The organism is Sphingosinicella sp. (assembly GCF_013911755.1).
Lineage (GTDB): Bacteria > Pseudomonadota > Alphaproteobacteria > Sphingomonadales > Sphingomonadaceae > Sphingosinicella.
The window spans coordinates 283,432-301,704 of sequence record NZ_JACESP010000001.1 but is presented as its reverse complement, the minus strand read 5'-3'; the positions used below and the strand labels follow the sequence as shown (position 1 = coordinate 301,704).

At 67.0% G+C, this 18,273-nt stretch carries 22 protein-coding genes and 1 pseudogene; 6 read left to right on the top strand and 17 right to left on the bottom strand.

The window, feature by feature from the left end:
• Nucleotides 1–50: 50 nt before the first annotated feature.
• The 11 genes from H2052_RS01585 to H2052_RS01535 form a co-directional block, all read right to left on the bottom strand.
• Nucleotides 51–485 carry a hypothetical protein gene (locus H2052_RS01585; protein WP_293777082.1) on the bottom strand — a complete coding sequence of 145 codons (435 nt, stop codon included), beginning with the start codon at nt 483–485 and terminating at the stop codon, nt 51–53.
• The gene (gene thiL, locus H2052_RS01580; protein WP_293777229.1) at nt 475–1,431 is read right to left on the bottom strand and encodes a thiamine-phosphate kinase; all 957 of its coding nucleotides are present in this window, start codon (nt 1,429–1,431) and stop codon (nt 475–477) included. Before thiL ends, H2052_RS01585 begins: the two co-directional genes overlap by 11 nt.
• 103 nt (nt 1,432–1,534) lie before the next feature.
• Nucleotides 1,535–2,008, bottom strand: a complete 474-nt coding sequence (gene nusB, locus H2052_RS01575; RefSeq protein ID WP_293777079.1) for a transcription antitermination factor NusB — start codon at nt 2,006–2,008, stop codon at nt 1,535–1,537.
• A gap of 49 nt (nt 2,009–2,057) precedes the next feature.
• A complete protein-coding gene (ribH, locus tag H2052_RS01570) occupies nt 2,058–2,477 on the bottom strand; it encodes a 6,7-dimethyl-8-ribityllumazine synthase (RefSeq protein ID WP_293777076.1) in 420 nt (139 codons plus the stop codon).
• Nucleotides 2,478–2,496: 19 nt separating this feature from the next.
• Complete coding sequence (gene ribB, locus H2052_RS01565) at nt 2,497–3,768, bottom strand: 3,4-dihydroxy-2-butanone-4-phosphate synthase (protein ID WP_293777074.1); 1,272 nt, start codon at nt 3,766–3,768, stop codon at nt 2,497–2,499.
• Between the two features lie 59 nt (nt 3,769–3,827).
• A complete protein-coding gene (locus H2052_RS01560; RefSeq protein ID WP_293777071.1) occupies nt 3,828–4,430 on the bottom strand; it encodes a riboflavin synthase in 603 nt (200 codons plus the stop codon).
• Nucleotides 4,431–4,439: 9 nt separating this feature from the next.
• Complete coding sequence (gene ribD / locus H2052_RS01555; protein ID WP_293777069.1) at nt 4,440–5,432, bottom strand: bifunctional diaminohydroxyphosphoribosylaminopyrimidine deaminase/5-amino-6-(5-phosphoribosylamino)uracil reductase RibD; 993 nt, start codon at nt 5,430–5,432, stop codon at nt 4,440–4,442.
• Entirely contained in the window at nt 5,429–5,773 is a 345-nt protein-coding gene (locus tag H2052_RS01550; protein WP_293777067.1) for a hypothetical protein, read from the bottom strand. Before H2052_RS01550 ends, ribD begins: the two co-directional genes overlap by 4 nt.
• A gap of 55 nt (nt 5,774–5,828) precedes the next feature.
• Nucleotides 5,829–6,473 carry an energy transducer TonB gene (locus H2052_RS01545; protein ID WP_293777066.1) on the bottom strand — a complete coding sequence of 215 codons (645 nt, stop codon included), beginning with the start codon at nt 6,471–6,473 and terminating at the stop codon, nt 5,829–5,831.
• Between the two features lie 136 nt (nt 6,474–6,609).
• A complete protein-coding gene (gene gltX / locus H2052_RS01540) occupies nt 6,610–7,938 on the bottom strand; it encodes a glutamate--tRNA ligase (RefSeq protein WP_293777064.1) in 1,329 nt (442 codons plus the stop codon).
• A complete protein-coding gene (locus H2052_RS01535; protein ID WP_293777061.1) occupies nt 7,935–9,587 on the bottom strand; it encodes an NAD+ synthase in 1,653 nt (550 codons plus the stop codon). Before H2052_RS01535 ends, gltX begins: the two co-directional genes overlap by 4 nt.
• Nucleotides 9,588–9,688: 101 nt before the next feature.
• On the opposite strand from H2052_RS01535, the gene plsY reads away from it, so the two are divergent.
• The 3 genes from plsY to aat are packed head-to-tail and all read left to right on the top strand — an operon-like array spanning nt 9,689 to nt 12,112.
• Nucleotides 9,689–10,315, top strand: coding sequence for a glycerol-3-phosphate 1-O-acyltransferase PlsY (gene plsY / locus H2052_RS01530; RefSeq protein ID WP_293777058.1), 627 nt, complete (start codon nt 9,689–9,691; stop codon nt 10,313–10,315).
• Nucleotides 10,308–11,405, top strand: a complete 1,098-nt coding sequence (gene dprA, locus H2052_RS01525) for a DNA-processing protein DprA (protein ID WP_293777056.1) — start codon at nt 10,308–10,310, stop codon at nt 11,403–11,405. Before plsY ends, dprA begins: the two co-directional genes overlap by 8 nt.
• Nucleotides 11,402–12,112: a leucyl/phenylalanyl-tRNA--protein transferase gene (aat, locus tag H2052_RS01520; RefSeq protein ID WP_293777054.1), complete on the top strand. Its 711-nt coding sequence runs from the start codon at nt 11,402–11,404 to the stop codon at nt 12,110–12,112. Before dprA ends, aat begins: the two co-directional genes overlap by 4 nt.
• A 35-nt stretch (nt 12,113–12,147) precedes the next feature.
• On the opposite strand, the pseudogene H2052_RS01515 reads toward aat, so the two are convergent.
• The 5 genes and pseudogenes from H2052_RS01515 to H2052_RS01495 all read right to left on the bottom strand — a co-directional run.
• Nucleotides 12,148–12,489 (bottom strand): annotated as a pseudogene (locus H2052_RS01515) (DUF2155 domain-containing protein); the annotation flags it as partial.
• A gap of 29 nt (nt 12,490–12,518) precedes the next feature.
• Entirely contained in the window at nt 12,519–13,025 is a 507-nt protein-coding gene (gene mlaD / locus H2052_RS01510; protein ID WP_293777052.1) for an outer membrane lipid asymmetry maintenance protein MlaD, read from the bottom strand.
• Nucleotides 13,022–13,411, bottom strand: coding sequence for an NADH:ubiquinone oxidoreductase subunit NDUFA12 (locus H2052_RS01505; RefSeq protein WP_293777050.1), 390 nt, complete (start codon nt 13,409–13,411; stop codon nt 13,022–13,024). The genes mlaD and H2052_RS01505 overlap by 4 nt, the downstream gene beginning before the upstream one ends.
• 37 nt (nt 13,412–13,448) lie before the next feature.
• Nucleotides 13,449–13,982, bottom strand: a complete 534-nt coding sequence (locus H2052_RS01500) for a DUF192 domain-containing protein (protein ID WP_293777048.1) — start codon at nt 13,980–13,982, stop codon at nt 13,449–13,451.
• A gap of 10 nt (nt 13,983–13,992) precedes the next feature.
• Complete coding sequence (locus tag H2052_RS01495; protein WP_293777045.1) at nt 13,993–14,568, bottom strand: cold-shock protein; 576 nt, start codon at nt 14,566–14,568, stop codon at nt 13,993–13,995.
• 111 nt (nt 14,569–14,679) lie between these two features.
• On the opposite strand from H2052_RS01495, the gene H2052_RS01490 reads away from it, so the two are divergent.
• The 3 genes from H2052_RS01490 to H2052_RS01480 are packed head-to-tail and all read left to right on the top strand — an operon-like array spanning nt 14,680 to nt 17,755.
• On the top strand, nt 14,680–15,264 hold the full coding sequence (locus H2052_RS01490; protein WP_293777042.1) for a carbon monoxide dehydrogenase subunit G: 585 nt from the start codon (nt 14,680–14,682) through the stop codon (nt 15,262–15,264).
• On the top strand, nt 15,261–16,181 hold the full coding sequence (locus H2052_RS01485) for an XdhC family protein (protein ID WP_293777039.1): 921 nt from the start codon (nt 15,261–15,263) through the stop codon (nt 16,179–16,181). The genes H2052_RS01490 and H2052_RS01485 overlap by 4 nt, the downstream gene beginning before the upstream one ends.
• A complete protein-coding gene (locus H2052_RS01480; RefSeq protein WP_293777036.1) occupies nt 16,178–17,755 on the top strand; it encodes a molybdopterin-binding/glycosyltransferase family 2 protein in 1,578 nt (525 codons plus the stop codon). Before H2052_RS01485 ends, H2052_RS01480 begins: the two co-directional genes overlap by 4 nt.
• Here H2052_RS01480 and H2052_RS01475 read toward each other — a convergent pair.
• Nucleotides 17,746–18,267: a RecX family transcriptional regulator gene (locus H2052_RS01475; RefSeq protein WP_293777033.1), complete on the bottom strand. Its 522-nt coding sequence runs from the start codon at nt 18,265–18,267 to the stop codon at nt 17,746–17,748. The two genes, H2052_RS01480 and H2052_RS01475, sit on opposite strands and share 10 nt — an antisense overlap.
• Between the last annotated feature and the right edge of the window lie 6 nt (nt 18,268–18,273).

Sequence of the window (18,273 nt, the reverse complement as noted above, 5' to 3'; positions counted from 1 at the left end):
TGTCGGGGCGGAGCATTGCAAATGGAATGGCAACAGGCAAGCTACGGATTTCAGACAGGAACCGCCGTCAGAATGCGGACCTGTCGGACATTGGACGGGCCGAGCGCTGAGCGGGCCGCCACGAGCAGCGCCGCGCGCATCGCTTCAATGTCGAGCCGGTCGGCACTTTCGGCGACGAGACTGGACTGCCACGCCGCCTCATTCACCGCGTGGCGCACCGCAGGCACCCGCTTGCGAACCCACGCGCGGCGGGTGCGCGGCACCTCCAGCGTGAAGGCGACAACGACGTAGCTCTGCGGGCCGGATGCGCCCATAACCGGCAGAGTCATGCGTTCGACGGGGACATAGGCGATATCGGAGGCGTCCGCCGTTTGCCGGCGAAAGGTCTCACCGCTAAGCACGCTCGCGGTGACGAGCACGCCGAGCAGTACGCCGGCGAGACCCGCATGCAGCGTCCGCCTTCCCTGCCGCGCTTCATGCCCCATGCTCGTACCCCAAACGCGGAACCGGCACGGGCGCGCCGCCCTCGCCGATCACCGAAAACCCCTCGCCGGCCGAAACGCGGCCGACGCGCGTGAGCCTAAGCCGTGCGGCTTCTGAAAGCGTTAAGAGCGCGGCGCGACTTTCCGGCGGCGCGGCGATCAGGAGTTCGTAATCGTCGCCTGCGGTCGCCGCAGCGAGGCGTCCCGTATCGCCCGGAGCAAGGCGCGCGGCGGCGGCTTCCGAGAGGGGGACGTCGGTAAGCGTGATCTCGACACGCACGCCCGACGCCTTCGCCATACGCGAGGCATCGATGAGGAGACCGTCCGACACATCCATCGCCGCGTGCGCGCCCGCGGCCGCGAGGCCCTGCCCCATCGCAAGACGTGGGGCGGGCAAGCGGTAGCGACGGAGTAACGCAGGATCGGGTGCCGCTTCGCCGCGCGCGATGGCAAGACCGAGTCCGGCGTCGCCAATCGTGCCGGTGACATAAAGGTCGTCGCCCGGCCGCGCGCCCGTTCGCGACAGCGATTGCCCGCGCGGCACATGTCCGATCGCTGTGCAGCCGAGAACGGCGGATGCGGCGCCGGTCGTCGTGTCGCCTCCGAAGAGCGCGGTTCTGTGTTCGGCAAGCACACGGGCGAGGCCCGATGCGAAGCGTTCGAGCCAGGCATCGTCAGGCTGCGCAAGGCCAAGGCCGATGAGCACGCCTGCGGGCTCCGCACCTTTCGCGGCGAGATCGGAAAGATTCACCGCGACGAGCTTCCACGCAATGTCGGAAGGGTCGTCGGTGCCGAGATAGTGGACGCCTTCGGCGATCACGTCGTGCGTGAGCACGAGTTCGCGGCCCATCGGGGGCGACCACACCGCCGCGTCGTCCGCAAGGCCGCGTGCTGCGGAGTGCGTCGCAATCGGACGCAGCAGCCGCTCGATGATCTCGCCTTCGCGCATCACTGCTCCAGCTTCTTGTGCGTCCCTCGACTTCGCTCGGGATGATGATCGTGGAGTAGAAAGGTTTTTCATCCCAAGCGAAGTCGAGGGACGCACAAACTCTCTACTCGCGCACGTCCTTCGCGATACGATCGAGCAGGCCGTTAACGAAACCCGCCTCGCGCGCTTCGTAAAACGCTTTCGCGACATCGACATATTCGCTGATTGCCGCCGCCCGCGGCACGTCGAGACGGGCGACGAGTTCATAGACGCCGCAGCGCAGAATCTGTCGCATCGGCCGGTCGAGGCGATCAAGCGTCCAGCCTTCGGCGAGTGCGCCGGCAATGCGTTCGTCGATCTCCGCCTCGCGCGCGGCCACGCCGGAAACGAGATCGTCGAAGAAGTCCGCGTCCGCAGGCGCGAAGGCTGTATCCTCGAGGGTGCGGCCGAGGCGGTGTTCATGGAATTCGCGCAGCAGCTTCGGGATCGGATCGCCCGACATCTCGCGCTGATAGAGCGCCTGAACGGCGGCGAGACGCGCAGTCGCGCGCGATGGTCGTTGTGTTTTCGTCTTGGGGGATGAGGTCTTGGAGGACATGGCGGCTATGTAGAGCCGCCGCCCTCGAAACCCAAGCGCCAAAGACGCGTCAGGCGAAACGGCTCTTGAGATCGAGGAGAGCAAGTGCCGCCTTCGCCGCTTCGCCCCCCTTGTCTTTTTGTTTCGGATCGGCGCGCACAAGCGCCTGCGCTTCATCTTCCACCGTGAGGATGCCGTTGCCGACAGCAAGGCCATCCATCGTCAGCGCCATCAGCCCGCGCGCGCTTTCGCCCGCCACGATCTCGAAATGATAGGTCTCGCCGCGAATGACGACGCCGATGCCGACGAACGCGTCATAGCGGCCGGATTCCGCCGCAAGCGCGATGGCGCCCGGGATTTCGAGCGCGCCGGGGACGGTGATCGTCTCGTGGCTGTGCCCCGCATCCTCAAGCGCGGCGCGTGCGCCGGCGAGCAGCATGTCGTTGAGGTGCGCATAGAAACGGGCTTCGACGATGAGGACGCGTGCCATGAACGGCCTTTCCGTAATCTCAGTTGGTGGGAATGGGCCGTTCGCCGACGACATTGATGCCGTAACCCTCGATCGCAACGATGTTGCGATGCGAATTGGTGAGCAGGATCATGTCGTGAATCCCGAGATCGGCGAGAATCTGCGCGCCGATGCCGTAGGAACGCAAATCCATGTCCTCGCCGCGTTCACCCGCAATTTCGCGCGTCAGACCGTCCGTACCCGAGCCCGTGAGCAACACGATGACCCCTGAGCCGAGACGTCCGATCTCCTCCATCGAGCGCTGCAGGATCCGCTTGCGCGGACCGGGCTGACCGAGCACGTCCGAAAAGATGGAAAGCCCGTGCATACGCACGAGGGTCGCCTCGTCGGCGCTGACCTTGCCCTTCTGGAGCACGACATTGACCGATCCGTCGATCTTGTTTCGATAGGACAGCACCCGCCAATCCCCGCCGTAATCCGACGTGAACGGCGCCTGCGCGACGCACTCGACGAGATGATCGTGGCGGCGGCGATAGGCGATGAGATCGCGGATCGTCCCCATCTTGAGGCCGTGCAGGCGCGCGAACGGGACGAGATCGTCCATGCGCGCCATTGTGCCATCGTCTTTCATGATCTCGCAGATCACGCCCGAGGGATTGAGCCCGGCGAGGCGGGCGACATCCACGGCCGCTTCGGTATGGCCGGTGCGCACGAGCACGCCGCCGTCGCGCGCAACGAGCGGGAAGACGTGGCCCGGCGTCACGATATCGTCGGAACCGCGCGCGGAATCGATGGCGACCGCGACCGTTCTCGCGCGATCCGCAGCGGAAATCCCGGTGGTGACGCCCTGCCGCGCCTCGATCGATACGGTGAAGGCGGTTTCGTGCCGCGTGCCGTTCTGGCGGCTCATCAGGCCGAGGCCGAGCTGATCGACGCGCGCTTTCGTCATCGCAAGGCAGATCAGGCCGCGGCCGTGCGTCGCCATGAAGTTGATCGCGTCGGGCGTCGCCATCTGCGCGGGGATGATGAGGTCGCCCTCATTCTCGCGGTCCTCGTCGTCGACGAGGATGAACATGCGGCCGTTGCGCGCCTCCTCGATGATCTCCTCGATCGGAACAAGCGCAGGGCGGTCGCTGTTCGAGGCCATGTACAGCTCCAGCTTGCGGAGCGTTTCAGCCGTCGGATTCCACTCGGGCGAATCGATGTCGCGGAGCGTGTTGGCGTGAAGCCCCGCCGCGCGGGCGAGGCCGGAGCGGGACACGTCACCCTTGGAGACGAGGCCGCGAATCGTTTCGATCAGGATCTGGCTCATAGGATGGCAGCGTATCACACTACGATGTGATCGCAATCCATATTTGTCACAGGGTCGTGTCAGGCCGCGACGTCGCGCATCCGGCCGATATAGCGCGCGAGCACATCAATCTCGATGTTCACCGCGTCTCCCGCGCCGGCATCGCCGAACGTGGTGTGCGCCGCGCTGTGCGGGATGAGGTTGAACGACAGGATGACCCCGCCGGCCCTGTCTTCCACCGTGTTCACGGTGAGCGAGACGCCATCGAGCGCCACCGAGCCCTTCGGCGCGATGAACGGGGCGACACTTTTGGGCGCAGAGATGCGGAACGCGTGGCTGTCGCCCACCGCTTCCACCGATTCGACGCGGCCGACCGCATCGACATGGCCGGTGACGATATGGCCGCCGAGCTCGTCGCCAACCTTCAGCGCACGCTCAAGGTTGAGCCTGGCGCCCTGTTGCCAGCGCGACGCGGCGGTTTTCGACAGGGTTTCAGCAGACACGTCGACCGCGAACCAGTCTGCCCCCTTGTCCACCACGGTAAGGCAGACGCCCGCACAGGCGATGGAGGCGCCCATATCGACGCCCGCCATGTCGTAGCCGCAAGCAATCGTAAGCCGCGTGTCGCCGCGCGCTTCAACGCGGGTGACGGTGCCGATGTCGGTGATGATCCCGGTGAACATGGCGCCCCTTTAGCGCGTCCGCGCGTAGACTTCGAGTCGGTCGTTGCCGAACGTGCGCGTTTCGGTGAGCCGCCAACGGCCGTGCGCATCGGCCAGCCGTTCGAGCGCGATTCGCCCTGCGCCGGGCGCGCCGTCGCCGATCACGATGGGGGCGCGGTAGACGAGCATCCGGTCGACGAGATCGGCGGCGAGCAGCGTGCTCGCGGTTGCTGGGCCGCCCTCCACGAACACGTCGTTGACGGCGAGCCCGCAAAGATCGTCGGTCGACGCCAGCAGCAGCGCATCACGCGCTGCGAGCCTTGCCGATGCCGGAATGGCATCGAGCGTCGCACTGAGCACCGCGGGGCGCGGGCTGCGATCCTCCAGCCGCGGCAAGCGCACATCGAGCGAAGGATCGTCGGCTTCGAGCGTACCGCGCCCGACGACGATCACGTCCGCAAGCGCGCGCTCGAGATGAACATGGGCGCGCGCCTCGGGGCCCGTGATCCACTGGCTCTCGCCGCCGGGCATCGACACGCGCCCGTCGATCGACATGGCGAGTTTGAGCGTGATCCGGGGACGGCCACGCTCCATCCGGGAGAAAAATCCCGCCATCGCCGCGCGCGCCGCCGCCTCGCCGGTGCCGACCGTGACGGAAATTCCCGCGGCCTGGAGACGCGCGACCCCCTGCCCGGCCGTGCGCGGATCGGGATCGAGCACGGCGACGTGAACGCTGGCAACACCTGACGCGGCAACGAGATCGGCACAGGCCGGGCCCCGCACGCTGACATGCGCGCAAGGTTCGAGGCTGACATAAAGTTCGGCGCCCTCGGCCCCCGCACCCGCGGCCTCCAGCGCCACGGCTTCGGCATGGGGGCGCCCGCCCGGCTGCGTCCAGCCGCGCGCGATCACCACGCCGTTCTTCACGACGAGGCAGCCGACATTGGGATTGGGTGCGGTCCGGCCGAGACCGCGGAGCGACAAGCGGATAGCGGCATCCATCAGCCGCGCCGCCTCGTTCATTCGCTTGCGGGCTCTTTGGTTTCGGGGGGGGCGGCAGGCTCGGGCGCCGCCTTCTCCGCGTTGATATCGAGCTGCGCGGCGATCGCGTCCGCCTGTTCCTGCATCAGCCGCTCCTCTTCCTCCTGCTCGGCGAGCGCATCAGCGCGCGAGCGGCCGTCTTCCCAGTTCTTGAAGTAGGCGATGATCGGATCGGGCGGGAGGTAGCCGAAGCGGTTCTCGATCAGGAACGTGAACATGATGATGAAGGTCATCAGCACCGAAAGGCTGCCGATGACCCACTGACGTCGTTCGACAGCGGCGATGCGCGCGCGGATGCGCCCGAAAATTGTGGCGGTGCTCATGTGGGGCCACAGATAGGGTTTCGAACGCACCCGCGCCAGTGCCTGCGTTACGCCTTTACGGGTTCAGCACGAATGTCACCGTAATCTGGTGACGGCTCTGTACCGCGACGCCGTCGCGCGTGGCGGGCCGGAAGCGCCAGGCGGAAAGGGCCTGCCGGATCGCCGCGCTATCGAGCCGTTCATAGCCGCTGGACCGCGCCACTCCGGCATCGGCGACGCGCCCGTCCACATCCACGAGCACGCTGACCACGACGCTCCCCGCCTCGCCCGCACGGCGCGATGCCGGCGGATAGGCGGGCTGGAAGCGATCACGATAGCGCGGATCGAGGCTTGGCGCGACGAAGACAGGCTCCGCGACCTGTGCTGGCCCAACCGGCCCGGTGACATCCGGAACACGCGGCAGAATCGGCGTCTGTTCATCGCGGACGATCGGTGCCTGCTGCGGCGTGTCGACGACGAGGACGGGCTCGACGACCGTTATGTCCACGTCGTCTTTCATGGCTGGCAGCGGCGGCGTTTCGGGCCGGGCTGGCTCGACTTCCTCGATCCAGACCGGCGCCTGCGGACGGATGATGTTCGGAACCTTGACGATACCCGTGGCAGTGAGCGCCACATAGCCGAGGACGAGATGAACGGCTGCAGTGATGAGAATGCCGCTGCTGTCTCGCAGGGCACGGGGGGTCGGGAACGCTGACTTCATCGAACGACTCCATCCCAAGGGAGGGGCGCCCCATGCGTTGCCGAACGGCAGCGCCGCTCCACCGCCGGCAACATGCCGGCCCGTGTGTTATACTATAACACCCTCACCTCTGCCGAGCAGATCATTCGCGCCACGCTCAGTTGGTACGGCGGCGTAACCGTTCCAGGGCGCGGTCTCGACCGATCAGCAGCAGCAGCCCCGCCATTTCCGGCCCGTGATCGCGTCCCGTGAGCGCGCGGCGGAGCGGGAGGAAAAGATCCTTGCCCTTGCGCCCGGTCGCCGCCTTGAGCGCGCCGATGAGCGATGACCAGATGCCGGATTCCCACGGCAGCGATTCGAGCGTGTGGGCGGCAAGAGCCAGATAATCAGCATCGTCGGCAGTCGAAACGACCGGACCTTCGACGACCCGCCACCAGTCCGCGGCATCCGCGAGGGTTTCGATGTTCGGGCGCAGCACCGTCCACGCCTCTTCATCCATGCCCGGCGGCAGACGCTCCGCGACGGCATCGTAATCGAGCTGATGCAGGATTCGCGCATTGAGCTGGCGCAGCTCCGCCTCGTCGAAGCGCGCGGCCGAGCGGCCGAAGTGTGCAAAATCGAAATGATCAACGAGCGGGTCGAGGCGCGTGACCGGCTCCACCGAATCGGACGTGCCGAGACGTGCGAGCAGCGCGGCGATGGCAATCGGCTCAATGCCCACTTCCCGAAAATGCGCCATGCCTGCCGAGCCGAGCCGCTTCGAGAGCGCGCCTTCGGTGCCCGTGATCAGTGCCTCGTGCGCGAAGGCGGGCGGTTTGGCGCCCAGCGCTTCGAACATCTGGATCTGGACGCCCGAGTTGGTGACGTGGTCTTCGCCCCGGATGACGTGGGTAACGGCCATGTCGATGTCGTCGATCACCGAAGGCAGCATGTAGAGGTAGGAGCCGTCGGCACGGCGCACGACCGGATCGCTGAGCGAGGCGGGATCGATATGGGAATCGCCGCGGATCAAATCCTCCCAGTGAACATGCGCGCTCGTATCGAGGCGGAAACGCCAGTGCGGCCGTTCGCCCGTTGCCTGCTTCGCAGCGATCTCTTGCGGTGTGAGCTTCAGCGCGGCGCGGTCGTAGACGGGCGGCAGGCCGCGCGCGAGCTGGATCTTGCGGCGGACGTCCAGTTCCTCCGCGGTTTCGAAGCAGGCGTAAATCCGCCCGGCCGCGACCAGCGTTTCGAACTGCTCGTCGTAGCGGGCGAGCCGGTCCGACTGACGATATTCGGCGTCAGGTACGAGGCCGAGCCATGCGAGATCGTCGCGAATGGCGTCCGCATACTCCGCGCGGGAGCGTTCAACGTCGGTGTCGTCGAGGCGCAGCAGAAAGCGGCCGCCGTGCTTCTTCGCGAACAGCCAGTTGTGAAGCGCGGTGCGGACATTGCCGACGTGCAGATATCCCGTCGGCGACGGGGCGAAGCGGGTGGTTACGGTCATGATGTCCGGAAGGCGTTGGTGATCGGGTAGCGGCGGTCGCGCCCGAAGTTGCGGACGCCGATCTTGACGCCCGGCGGCGACTGTCGGCGCTTGTATTCGGCGACGTAGAGCAGGCGCTCAATGCGGGCCACGGTATCGCGTTCGAAGCCGCGCGCGACGATATCGGCGACCGAAAGCTCCTCTTCGACAAGGCCGTGCAGGATGGGATCGAGGATGTCGTAGGGCGGCAGCGAATCCTGGTCCTTCTGGTTTTCGCGCAGCTCCGCCGTGGGCGGTTTGGTGATGACGCGCTCGGGCATTACCGGCCCACCAGGGCCAAGCGCGAGCTTCGGTCGGTTCGCATTCCGCCAGCGCGAGAGCGCGAACACGGTGGTCTTGTAGGCGTCCTTCAGCACCGAATAGCCGCCCGCCATGTCGCCGTAGATCGTGGCGTACCCGACTGACATCTCGGACTTGTTGCCGGTGGTGAGCAGCATGTGACCGAACTTGTTCGAAAGCGCCATCAAGGTCATCCCGCGAATGCGCGACTGGATGTTCTCTTCGGTGATGTCGCGCGCCTTGCCCTCGAACGCGTGCGCGAGCATCGCGTCGAAGGCCTCCATGGCAGGCGTGATCGGGATGGTGTCGAGCCGGCAACCGAGCATCGCCGCGCATTCTGCCGCATCGTCGAGACTATCCTGCGACGTGAAGCGTGACGGCATCATCACGCACCAGACCCGGTCGGCGCCGAGCGCATCGACCGCCACCGCTGCCGACAGCGCCGAATCGATGCCGCCCGACAGGCCGAGCACGACGCCGGGGAAGCGGTTGCGGTTCACATAATCGGCAAGGCCGATCTGCATCGCGTGATAGATATCCTCCGGGTACGGATCGAGGCGGTGCTTGTGGCCTTCCTCGCAGATCCAGCCCTTCGACGAGCGGAACCAGGTGGTGAGCGTGGTCCGCTCTTCCCAATCCGGGAACTGCACGGCGATGCGGCGGTCCGCGTTCATCACGAAGCTCGCCCCGTCGAAGACGATTTCGTCCTGCCCGCCGACGCGGTTGAGGTACGCAAGCGGCAGGCCGGTTTCGGCGACGCGCATCGCGGCGAGTGATAGTCGCTTGTCGTCCTTGTCGAGCTCATACGGGCTGCCGTTCGGCACGATCAGGATCTCGGCGCCGGTTTCGGCGAGGCATTCGCAGACGTTCGGGAACCAGATGTCCTCGCAGATCGGCACGCCGAGACGGACGCCGCGGAAGGGAAGCGGACCCGGCAACGGGCCGGCCGCGAACACACGCTTCTCATCGAAGACGCCGTAGTTCGGCAGTTCGTGCTTGCGTGTCCACGCCGCGATCTCGCCGCCGTCGAGCAGCGCCATCGCATTGTAGAGCTTGCCGTCTTCAAGGAGCACGCTGCCGACGAGAATGGCCGGGCCGCCGTCCGCCGTGGCCTGTGCCATGCGTTCAAGCTCAGCCTCCGCAGCGCGCACGAGCGAAGGTTTCAGCACGAGATCTTCGGGCGGATAACCGATGAGCGAGAGTTCGCAGGTGACGATGAGGTCCGCTTGCGGCTGTTTCGCGCGCGCCGTGAGCATGGCGTCGGCGTTGCCGCGAAGATCGCCCATGGTCTGGTTGAGCTGCGCGAAAGCGATCAGGAGACGGTCAGTCATGGCGGGTCTTCTAGGCTGTCGAAACGGCTTTGGCGATGCCTTCGCGCGGTCTTGCAAAGGGGGCTTTCGAACGCGACGGCTTCCGTTTAGGTTCCGCGCCGATGTTCGACGACACACCCCTTCTGGCCAATCCATGGACCTGGTTCGTCGTGGGCTATCTGCTGGGCGCGATTCCCTTCGGCCTGATCGTCACCCGCCTCGCCGGGATGGGCGATATCCGCCGCCTGGGATCGGGGAATATCGGCACGACCAACGTGCTGCGCACCGGCGGAAAGAGCCTTGCCGCGCTTACCCTGCTGCTCGATGCGGGCAAGGGCGCGCTTGCCGTCTGGCTGGGGCAGACCTTCGCTCACGGTGGTGACATCCTCGGCGGCATGGGCGCGTTCATCGGCCACCTTTTCCCGGTTTGGCTGCTGTTCCGCGGCGGCAAGGGCGTCGCCACGATGCTTGGCATCGCGCTCGCCATCCATCCGCCAGCGGGCCTCGTCTTCGCGGCGGTCTGGCTGCTGGTGGCCGGGGTTACACGCTATTCCTCGCTTGCCGGGCTGATGGCGGTGACTCTCACTCCGCTGGCGCCCGCGCTCGCCGGACGCTGGGATGCCGCGCTGCTGTTCGCAGGGATGGCCGTGCTCGTGATCGCGAAGCACGACGAGAATATCGCGCGGCTGCGCGCGGGCACCGAAGGCAAGATCGGCGGGCGCAGGGGCACGCCCGATCCGAATGGCTGACCGTCCGGGCAGCGACGTCGAACGCATCGCAAAGCTGCGGCTGCTTCGCAGTGAAAACGTTGGGCCGGTAAGCTACCGGCATCTCACCGCGCGCTATGGCAGTGCATCGGCGGCGCTTGAAGCGCTTCCCGAGCTGGCAGAGCGTGGCGGACGCCGCAACTTCCGGATTGCGAACCTCGTGGCAGTCCAGCGCGAGATGGAAGCGGTGGAGGCAGCCGGCGCCCGCTTCGTCTTTCTTGGCGAGGCCAATTATCCGCCGCTGCTCGCCGAGATCGAGGACGCGCCGCCCGCGCTTGCCATGCGCGGCGATCCCGCGCTCGCGCACCGCCGCACCATCGGGATCGTCGGCGCGCGCAACGCGTCGGCAGCGGCAATCCGGTTCGCGCGCGGGCTTGCGACCGATCTTGCTGCCGCAGACATCGTCGTCGTCTCGGGACTCGCGCGCGGCATCGACGCTGCGGCGCACGCAGGCGCGCTTTCGGGCGGCACGATCGGCGTGATCGCGGGCGGTATCGACAATATCTACCCGCCCGAAAACGCCGAGCTTTATGCTGCGCTTTACGAACGCGGCCTCGTGATCGCCGAGCAGCCCTTCGGCACCGAGCCGCAGGCGCGCCACTTTCCGCGCCGCAACCGGCTGATCTCCGGGCTTTCCGCAGGCATTGTCGTCGTCGAGGCCGCGCCGCGTTCGGGCTCGCTCATCACCGCGCGGTTCGCCGGCGAGCAGGGCCGCGAGGTGATGGCGGTGCCGGGCTTCCCGCTCGATCCGCGCGCGCAGGGCTGCAACCAGCTGATTCGCGACGGCGCGACGCTCGTGCAGTCCGCCGCCGACATCGCCGAGACGATCGCGCCTTTCGGGGCCGCGCGACTCGCCGCGGGCGGCAGTCGCTTCTCAGCCCCTCCCCTCACAGACGCCGACGACAGCGCCCGCGACGCCGTGACAGCGCTGCTCAGCCTCACGCCCGTTGCCATCGATGAACTCGTGCGCCTGTCGGGCGAACCGCCAGCGGTGGTGCAGACCGTGCTTCTCGAACTCGAACTTGCCGGGCGGCTGGTGCGTCACGCGGGCGCGCGCGTCGCGCTCGCATGAGCTCGCGGCAGCAGCGCGGCGCGGCGCTCGACCCGGAGCTGCTGCTCCGCGCTTATTCGATCGGCATCTTCCCGATGGCGGAAAGCCGCGATGCCGAGGACGTGTTCTGGGTAGAGCCGCGGGAGCGCGCCATCCTGCCACTCGAAGGTTTCCACCTCTCGCGCAGCCTCGCCAAAACGCTGAAGCAGGAGCGCTTCGCGCACAGTGTGGACCGCGCCTTCGACGCGGTGATCGACGCCTGCGCCGAGCCGGCACCGGATCGCGCCGACACATGGATCAACCGGCAGATCCGCGAGGCCTACACATTCCTGCACCGCATCGGCCACGCGCACAGCGTCGAGTGCTGGGAAGGCGATGCGCTCGTGGGAGGTCTCTACGGGGTCAGGATCGGCGGCGCGTTCTTCGGCGAAAGCATGTTCAGCCGCCGCACGGACGCGTCGAAGACTGCGCTCGCGCATCTCGTTGCGCGTCTGCGCGTCGGCGGCTTCCGGCTCCTCGATTGCCAATTCATGACCGGTCACCTCGCCAGCCTCGGCGCAGTGGAGATCAAGCGCGAAGCCTATCTTCAGTTGCTCGGCGGCGCGACCGGGGTTTCGGATGCGGATTTCGGCGCGCTCGATGCGCTGCCTGACGATTTGCCGACCACGATCGTGCGCGGCCCCGTGTCCGGGAAGCGCATCGCGCAGCTTCTGACCCAGACATCGTAGCGCTCATTATCGAAGCTGTTGAGCGAAGGACTTTCGGCGAAGAGCCAGCCGGAAAACAGGCGCTTCATCGTGTTGTCGCGCACCGGCCCGTCGATCTGAAGAAAGGCGCCTGTGTGCGGACGCTGCCACGGCGGCGAAGCCTCGCAGGTGCGCGCCGCGATGCGCAGCTTGCCGAAGCGCACGGTCTCGCCCGGCTTCAACGTGAGGTTACGCGTTTCGCTGCTCACCTTGTCGAGCACGCCGATCACGAGCACGCGCTCCGCGTTCGGTGTGGGGAGCTTCACGGGCGCAGCTTTGGGCGCCGCAGGCGTTGGAGCCGGCACCGGTTCGGCAGCAGGCGCGGGCTGCGCGACCGCCGGCGCGGCGAGCAGCACCATGCCAAACGCGGCGCGGGCCGCCGTACGGATCACGGTGCGGCGGGCTCCGCTGGCGCAGGCTCGCCGGCCTTGTTTTCAGACTTGCCGCTCTGGTTGATGAAGCCCCCGATCAGCGTCATCAGATCGACCGAACCTTGCGTATCGATGATCTCGTCGCCCTCGCGCATCGTCTCGGGGTCGCCGCCCGGCGTCAGCGAGATGTAGCTGCCGCCGAGAATCCCTTCGGAGGTGATCGCCGCACTGCTGTCGAGCGGCAGCTTGATTCGCTGGTCGATCGAAAGGCCGAGCCGAGCCTGGAACGTATCCGGGTCGAGCGACTGATCGACGACCGACCCCACCTTGATGCCCGAGACGCGCACATCGGTACCGACAGCGACACCCGTGGCGTTCGGGAACAGCGCCGAGACGCGGTAGCGATCCGCGCCAACATTGCCTGACGTCCGCTGATACGAGAACAGCACGAACACGACCGCGATGCCCACGACAAGCGCGCCGACGATCGCCTCGATCAGGTTCTGCCGGAACAGTGCGGTCATGCCTCTTCGGGGCTCCACGCTTCATAGTCGCCGGTCGCGCGGGCGCGCGGCGCCTCGCTCGCGAGCGTGCCGGGACGCTGCCATGCCGCGGCAGTGCCGGTGAGGTTCGCGTGATGCGGCTTTTCCCACACCTTGCGCGGCAGCTTCGAGTCGCTCGGCAGCACGTCGGTGGATTTGTGCAGCCAGCCGTGCCACTCGGGGGGCACACGGCTCGCCTCGTTGAAGCCGTTATAGATTACCCAGCGGCGCTCGCGCTTGCCGGGCTTGCGGAAATAGCGGTTGCCTTCCGCGTCCTGGCCGACTTCCTCGCCGTGGAAACGCGTCATGTAGCGCGTGCCCCACGTCGGACCGTCCCACCAGGTGAAAATCGACTTGAACAGACCCATTGCCGGCTCCGCTGACTTCAGTTGGCGCCTTAGAGCCTTATTCCGTGCCGCCTTGCAAGTCCCGAAGGTCGTATTCGACGAGATCGCCGGGCGTCGCACCGATCCGCGCGGCCTCTCCGGCACTCAGTTCGAGCACGGCGGCGACGGGGCCGAGCGAGCTGCGCTGCGCATCATTCAGCGGCGGAACGTCGGCAAGGATGCTCTCGATGCGCCCGTCAGCAAGCAGGAACACCATATCGAGCGGGATATATGTGTTGCGCATCCAGAACGTCGCGGGGCGCGGTGCCGGGAACGGGAAGATCATGCCCGCATCCTTCGGCATCGCGCGGCGATACATCAGCCCCTGCGCCTGCTCGTCCGCCGTGCGCGCGACTTCGACCGTGTAAACATGCCGCTTGCCGTCGTTGGTGACGATGGTGAGCGGGACGGTGCGAAGCCGCCGGACCGCAGGCTCTCCAGCGGTTTCGGCCGCAGGTTCCTGCGTGGCGGCGGACGGCTTGCTGCCACAGCCCGACACGATGGCCGCGAGCAGGAAGGCCGCAAGAAGCGGCCGATGACGAACGGAATTCATGAAAAGGGCTCTATGCCTCTCCGACCGCGATGGCAACGGCGAGCGGGCCCTTGTCGCCCTCCGCGATGCGCGCCATCACGTACTGGCCCGGTATCAGTTCGATAAGCCCGGCACGACGCACGGTTTCCATGTGCACGAAAATGTCATGCGAACCTTCCCCGCGCGTGAGAAAACCATAGCCTTTCAGGCGGTTGAACCACTTGACTTCAAGCCGCTCGTAATCGCCCGCATCGTCGATGAGCTGCATCGGATCGACGCGCGCAGCAGCCCGCTGCACGACGAGTTCGGGATCAGGCCCGATCGCCGTCGTCAAATCGAGTTCAATGATACGCCGCGCCTGCCGACCGCGTTCCCGCGCAACCGCCATGCAGACGACTGTCGCGCCTTCAGGCAGCGTGCGGCGACCAACCTCGCGCAACGTGGAAAAGTGTACCAACACATCGCCGCTCCCATCACTGGGAACGATGAAGCCATATCCCCGTACCGCATCGAACCACTTTACCGTGCCATCGACGCGGCATTCTTCGGCGACTTCGGCAAGGTCGGACACGTGCTCACCCTCTGGCAGCAACGCGTGCTCGGCCATTACCCCCTCCGACGCACATTTAATTTTCCGAGAAAGAACGCTACCACAAAACCCCGTAACAACGAACTATATAGTTAATTTTCAAAGCGACAAGACAAAGGATTTGCGCCGATGGAACTGAACGGTGAGACCCTGATCGCGGCACCGCGCGAAAGGGTCTGGGCGGCGCTCAACGACCCCGAAGTTTTGGCCGCGTGCATCGATGGCGTGGAACGGCTTGAGCGTGCAGGGGAAAACCGCTTCGAGGGCACGATGAACGCCAAGGTCGGGCCGGTACGCGCGAAGTTTACCGGCGCCGTCGAGCTCTCCGAAATCGATGCGCCGAACGCCTATGTGATTTCCGGTGAGGGCAAAGGCGGCGTCGCGGGGTTTGCGAAGGGCAAGGCTTCGGTGAAGCTCGAAGACGCCCCGGGCGGCACGCGACTCGCCTGGCAGGCGAGTTCCACCGTCGGCGGCAAGCTCGCGCAGCTTGGCGCACGGCTGATCGAAGGCACCGCAAAGGCTTATGCCGAATCCTTCTTCGCAGCCTTCAAAGCGCGCGTGGAAAGTGAGGGCGCGCCAGAGCCTGCACCCGTGGTGCTTCCCGAAACCGATCTCTCCGAGGGCGCTGAGGAGATGCCCGGGCTTTCCCCAACCGTGTGGGGCAGCATCGTGATCGCGCTCGTCGCCGCGCTGGTGCTCTGGCTGGTGCTGTGAACGGAGACGACACCGCCGCGCTGATCGCGACGCTCCGCGGCTGGATCGCCGCCGGGCACAAGGCCGCGATCGCCACGGTGATTGAAACATGGGGTTCCGCGCCACGCCGCGCGGGCGCGCACCTTATCATTCGCGACGATGGGCTCTTCGAAGGCTCGGTGAGCGGCGGCTGCGTGGAGGGTGACGTGATCGCGGTAGCGGCGGACGTGATCGCCGACAACGCGCCGAGACGCCTCGAATACGGCGTTGCCGATGCCCGCGCGTGGGAGGTGGGCCTTGCCTGCGGCGGGCGCATCGCGGTTCTGGTGCAGCCGGTGTCCGATGCGGGCTTCGCCCCTGACCTCGCCGAACGCCTTGGCAAAGCGTTCGCGAACGGTGAGAGCATTCGCGTCACCACCGATGCCGATGGTGTTTCCCATGAAGGCGAAGGCGAAGGTTTCGCGCGCCTTTACGAGCCCGCAGGGCGTCTGATGATCGTCGGTGCGGTTCACATCGCGCAGGCGCTCGTGCCGATGGCGGAACTGCTCGGCTACGTGCCGCTCGTCGTCGATCCGCGCGGGAGCTTCGCCGCCGCCGAGCGCTTCCAGCACATCGCGGTCGATCCGCGCTGGCCCGATGAGGCGCTCGCTGACTGGAAGCCCGACAGCGCGAGCGCGATCGTCGCGCTGACGCACGATCCCAAGCTCGACGACCCTGCGCTTATCGCGGCGCTGCGCTCGCCTGCGTTTTATATTGCCGCGCTTGGGTCGCGGAAGAATCAGGCGCTCCGCCGCGAACGGCTCGCCGCTGCGGGCTTCGACGAGGCTGCGCTGGCGCGCGTTCATGGCCCCGCGGGCCTCGCCATCGGCGCGGCGAACCCCGCCGAGATCGCGCTTTCGATCGCCGCCCAGATGATCGCGGTACGGCGCGGCGCGTGAAGTTCGGACGTGTCCCTCTGGACCTTGCGGAAGGTGCGTATCTCGCCCACGCCGCGCATGTCGGCGGGCGGCGAATCGCCAAGGGAAAACGCCTCGATGCGGCGGACATCGCTGACGCCCGCGCGGCAGGGCTCGACGAACTCGTCGTGGCCACCCTTGAAAGCGGTGATCTGCACGAAGACGCCGCTGCCGCCCTGCTGGCGTCCGCTGCTGCCGGGCCCGGCCTCTCCGCCCATCCGCCCGTGCACGGCCGCGCCAACATCGTGGCCGATGCCGCCGGGTTGCTGCTCGTGGAAACGGCCGCAGTCGACATCGTGAACGCCCACGATGAGGCCGTGACGCTCGGCACGCTCGCCCCGTTCGCGCCCGCCGCCAAGAGCGAAATCGTCGCGACCGTGAAGATCATTCCCTTCGCCGCGCCCGAAGCCTTGGTTCGAAGCGCGTCAGCCAGCGCGAAAGGCGTCCTGCGACTGGCGCCGTTCGGGACGCTCCGCGTCGCCTTCATCCAGACGACACTTCCCGGCACATCGGCGAAGCTGCTCGCGAAAACCGCCGAGGTGACGCAGGCGCGCTGCGCCGCGCTAGGCCTCGCCGCATGGCGCGAAATGCGTTGCGCGCACACGGAAGAGGCACTCGCCGCCGTGCTCGCCGAGACCGCAGATGCCGACATCGTCCTTGTGAGCGGCGCCTCAGCGATCAGCGACCGGCGCGACGTCATTCCCGCCGCGATCGAACAGGCCGGCGGCGAGGTGCTGCGGCTCGGAATGCCGGTCGACCCCGGCAATCTCCTGTGCCTCGCCCGCATCGGCACGCGCCCCGTGATCGGACTACCCGGCTGTGCGCGGAGCCCGCGCCGTAACGGCTTTGACTGGGTCCTCGAACGCCTTTGGGCGGGGCTCGACGTCAGCGGCGGCGACATCGCGCGTATGGGCGCTGGCGGGCTTCTCGCCGACGTCCCCCGCCCCGAACCCCGCCCGAAACCGGCGGTGGGCGGCAGCATTGGCGCTGTAGTGCTCGCGGCCGGACGCTCGGTGCGCATGGGTGCGAACAAGCTGCTCGCCGACCTCGGCGGCAGGCCGGTGCTCGCGCACGTGCTCGACGCAGTGAAAGAAGCCGGACTTTCCGCGATCGTCGTCACGGGCAACGCCGAAGCGGAAATCGCGGCCTTGGCGGGGCACTACGGTTTTCCGAGCGTCCACGCTGCGCGCTACGCGGAGGGGCTGAGCCAATCGCTCGCAACGGGCATAGCCGCCGTGCCCGAAGACTGGTCGGCAGCCCTGGTGCTGCTGGGCGACATGCCGGAGGTAAGCGCCGGGCATATCGCAAGCCTCGCTGCTGCTGCGGACGCGAACCGCATCGCGGTGCCCGCGCACAAGGGCAAGCGCGGGAATCCGGTGGCCTGGGGCCGGCGCTATTTCGCGCGGCTGCGCGGTCTTGAAGGCGACGTGGGCGGAAAGGCGCTGCTCGCCGAGTTCGCAGACGATATTGTCGAAGTGCCGGTGGAGAGCGACGCGATCTTCATGGATGTCGATACGCCCGAAGCCCTCGCGGCGGCGAGGGCGCGCTACTCGTAATCGGGGTCCACGTCCCGCATGTCGAGAATCTCGGCGGCCATGCGCACATCGTGGCCCGCACGCAGCATCGCGGCGAACTGCTTCTGCCGCGCTGCGCGATCGGGCGCTTCCCGCGCGAACGGTCCGAAGCGCTTGCGGCGCGCGTAGGCTATTGCAGCCCCGCGTGCGTCGACCGCGCCCGTGATCTCTCCGCGCAGGTCTTCGGCCAGGCCCGCCGCACGCAGGTCCTGCCCGATTCGCCGCGCGCCGTAGCCGCGCCGCTCGAGTCCCCGCGCCCGCGCCTCCCCAAACGTGCGATCATCGACATAACGCAACTCCGCGAAACGCACGACGATAGCCGCCACGTCGGCGGGGCGTTCCCCGGCCCAGCCGCGCTCGCGCAGCTTCCGGGTAAGGTAGGATGCCAGCTTGCCTTCAGAGGTCGCGTAGCGTTCCACATACCGAAGCGCGAGCGCGCGAAGGGCTTCCTCATCGAGCGGCGGGGGCGGTTTTCGGCTTTTTTCGGTACGCACGCCATG

Excerpts from the sequence above, each read along its gene's own strand:
- H2052_RS01585 (WP_293777082.1), bottom strand. The coding sequence starts at position 485 with ATGGGGCATGAAGCGCGGCAGGGAAGGCGGACGCTGCATGCGGGTCTC.
- thiL (WP_293777229.1), bottom strand. The coding sequence starts at position 1,431 with ATGCGCGAAGGCGAGATCATCGAGCGGCTGCTGCGTCCGATTGCGACG.
- nusB (WP_293777079.1), bottom strand. The coding sequence starts at position 2,008 with ATGTCCTCCAAGACCTCATCCCCCAAGACGAAAACACAACGACCATCG.
- ribH (WP_293777076.1), bottom strand. The coding sequence starts at position 2,477 with ATGGCACGCGTCCTCATCGTCGAAGCCCGTTTCTATGCGCACCTCAAC.
- ribB (WP_293777074.1), bottom strand. The coding sequence starts at position 3,768 with ATGAGCCAGATCCTGATCGAAACGATTCGCGGCCTCGTCTCCAAGGGT.
- H2052_RS01560 (WP_293777071.1), bottom strand. The coding sequence starts at position 4,430 with ATGTTCACCGGGATCATCACCGACATCGGCACCGTCACCCGCGTTGAA.
- ribD (WP_293777069.1), bottom strand. The coding sequence starts at position 5,432 with ATGAACGAGGCGGCGCGGCTGATGGATGCCGCTATCCGCTTGTCGCTC.
- H2052_RS01550 (WP_293777067.1), bottom strand. The coding sequence starts at position 5,773 with ATGAGCACCGCCACAATTTTCGGGCGCATCCGCGCGCGCATCGCCGCT.
- H2052_RS01545 (WP_293777066.1), bottom strand. The coding sequence starts at position 6,473 with ATGAAGTCAGCGTTCCCGACCCCCCGTGCCCTGCGAGACAGCAGCGGC.
- gltX (WP_293777064.1), bottom strand. The coding sequence starts at position 7,938 with ATGACCGTAACCACCCGCTTCGCCCCGTCGCCGACGGGATATCTGCAC.
- H2052_RS01535 (WP_293777061.1), bottom strand. The coding sequence starts at position 9,587 with ATGACTGACCGTCTCCTGATCGCTTTCGCGCAGCTCAACCAGACCATG.
- plsY (WP_293777058.1), top strand. The coding sequence starts at position 9,689 with ATGTTCGACGACACACCCCTTCTGGCCAATCCATGGACCTGGTTCGTC.
- dprA (WP_293777056.1), top strand. The coding sequence starts at position 10,308 with ATGGCTGACCGTCCGGGCAGCGACGTCGAACGCATCGCAAAGCTGCGG.
- aat (WP_293777054.1), top strand. The coding sequence starts at position 11,402 with ATGAGCTCGCGGCAGCAGCGCGGCGCGGCGCTCGACCCGGAGCTGCTG.
- mlaD (WP_293777052.1), bottom strand. The coding sequence starts at position 13,025 with ATGACCGCACTGTTCCGGCAGAACCTGATCGAGGCGATCGTCGGCGCG.
- H2052_RS01505 (WP_293777050.1), bottom strand. The coding sequence starts at position 13,411 with ATGGGTCTGTTCAAGTCGATTTTCACCTGGTGGGACGGTCCGACGTGG.
- H2052_RS01500 (WP_293777048.1), bottom strand. The coding sequence starts at position 13,982 with ATGAATTCCGTTCGTCATCGGCCGCTTCTTGCGGCCTTCCTGCTCGCG.
- H2052_RS01495 (WP_293777045.1), bottom strand. The coding sequence starts at position 14,568 with ATGGCCGAGCACGCGTTGCTGCCAGAGGGTGAGCACGTGTCCGACCTT.
- H2052_RS01490 (WP_293777042.1), top strand. The coding sequence starts at position 14,680 with ATGGAACTGAACGGTGAGACCCTGATCGCGGCACCGCGCGAAAGGGTC.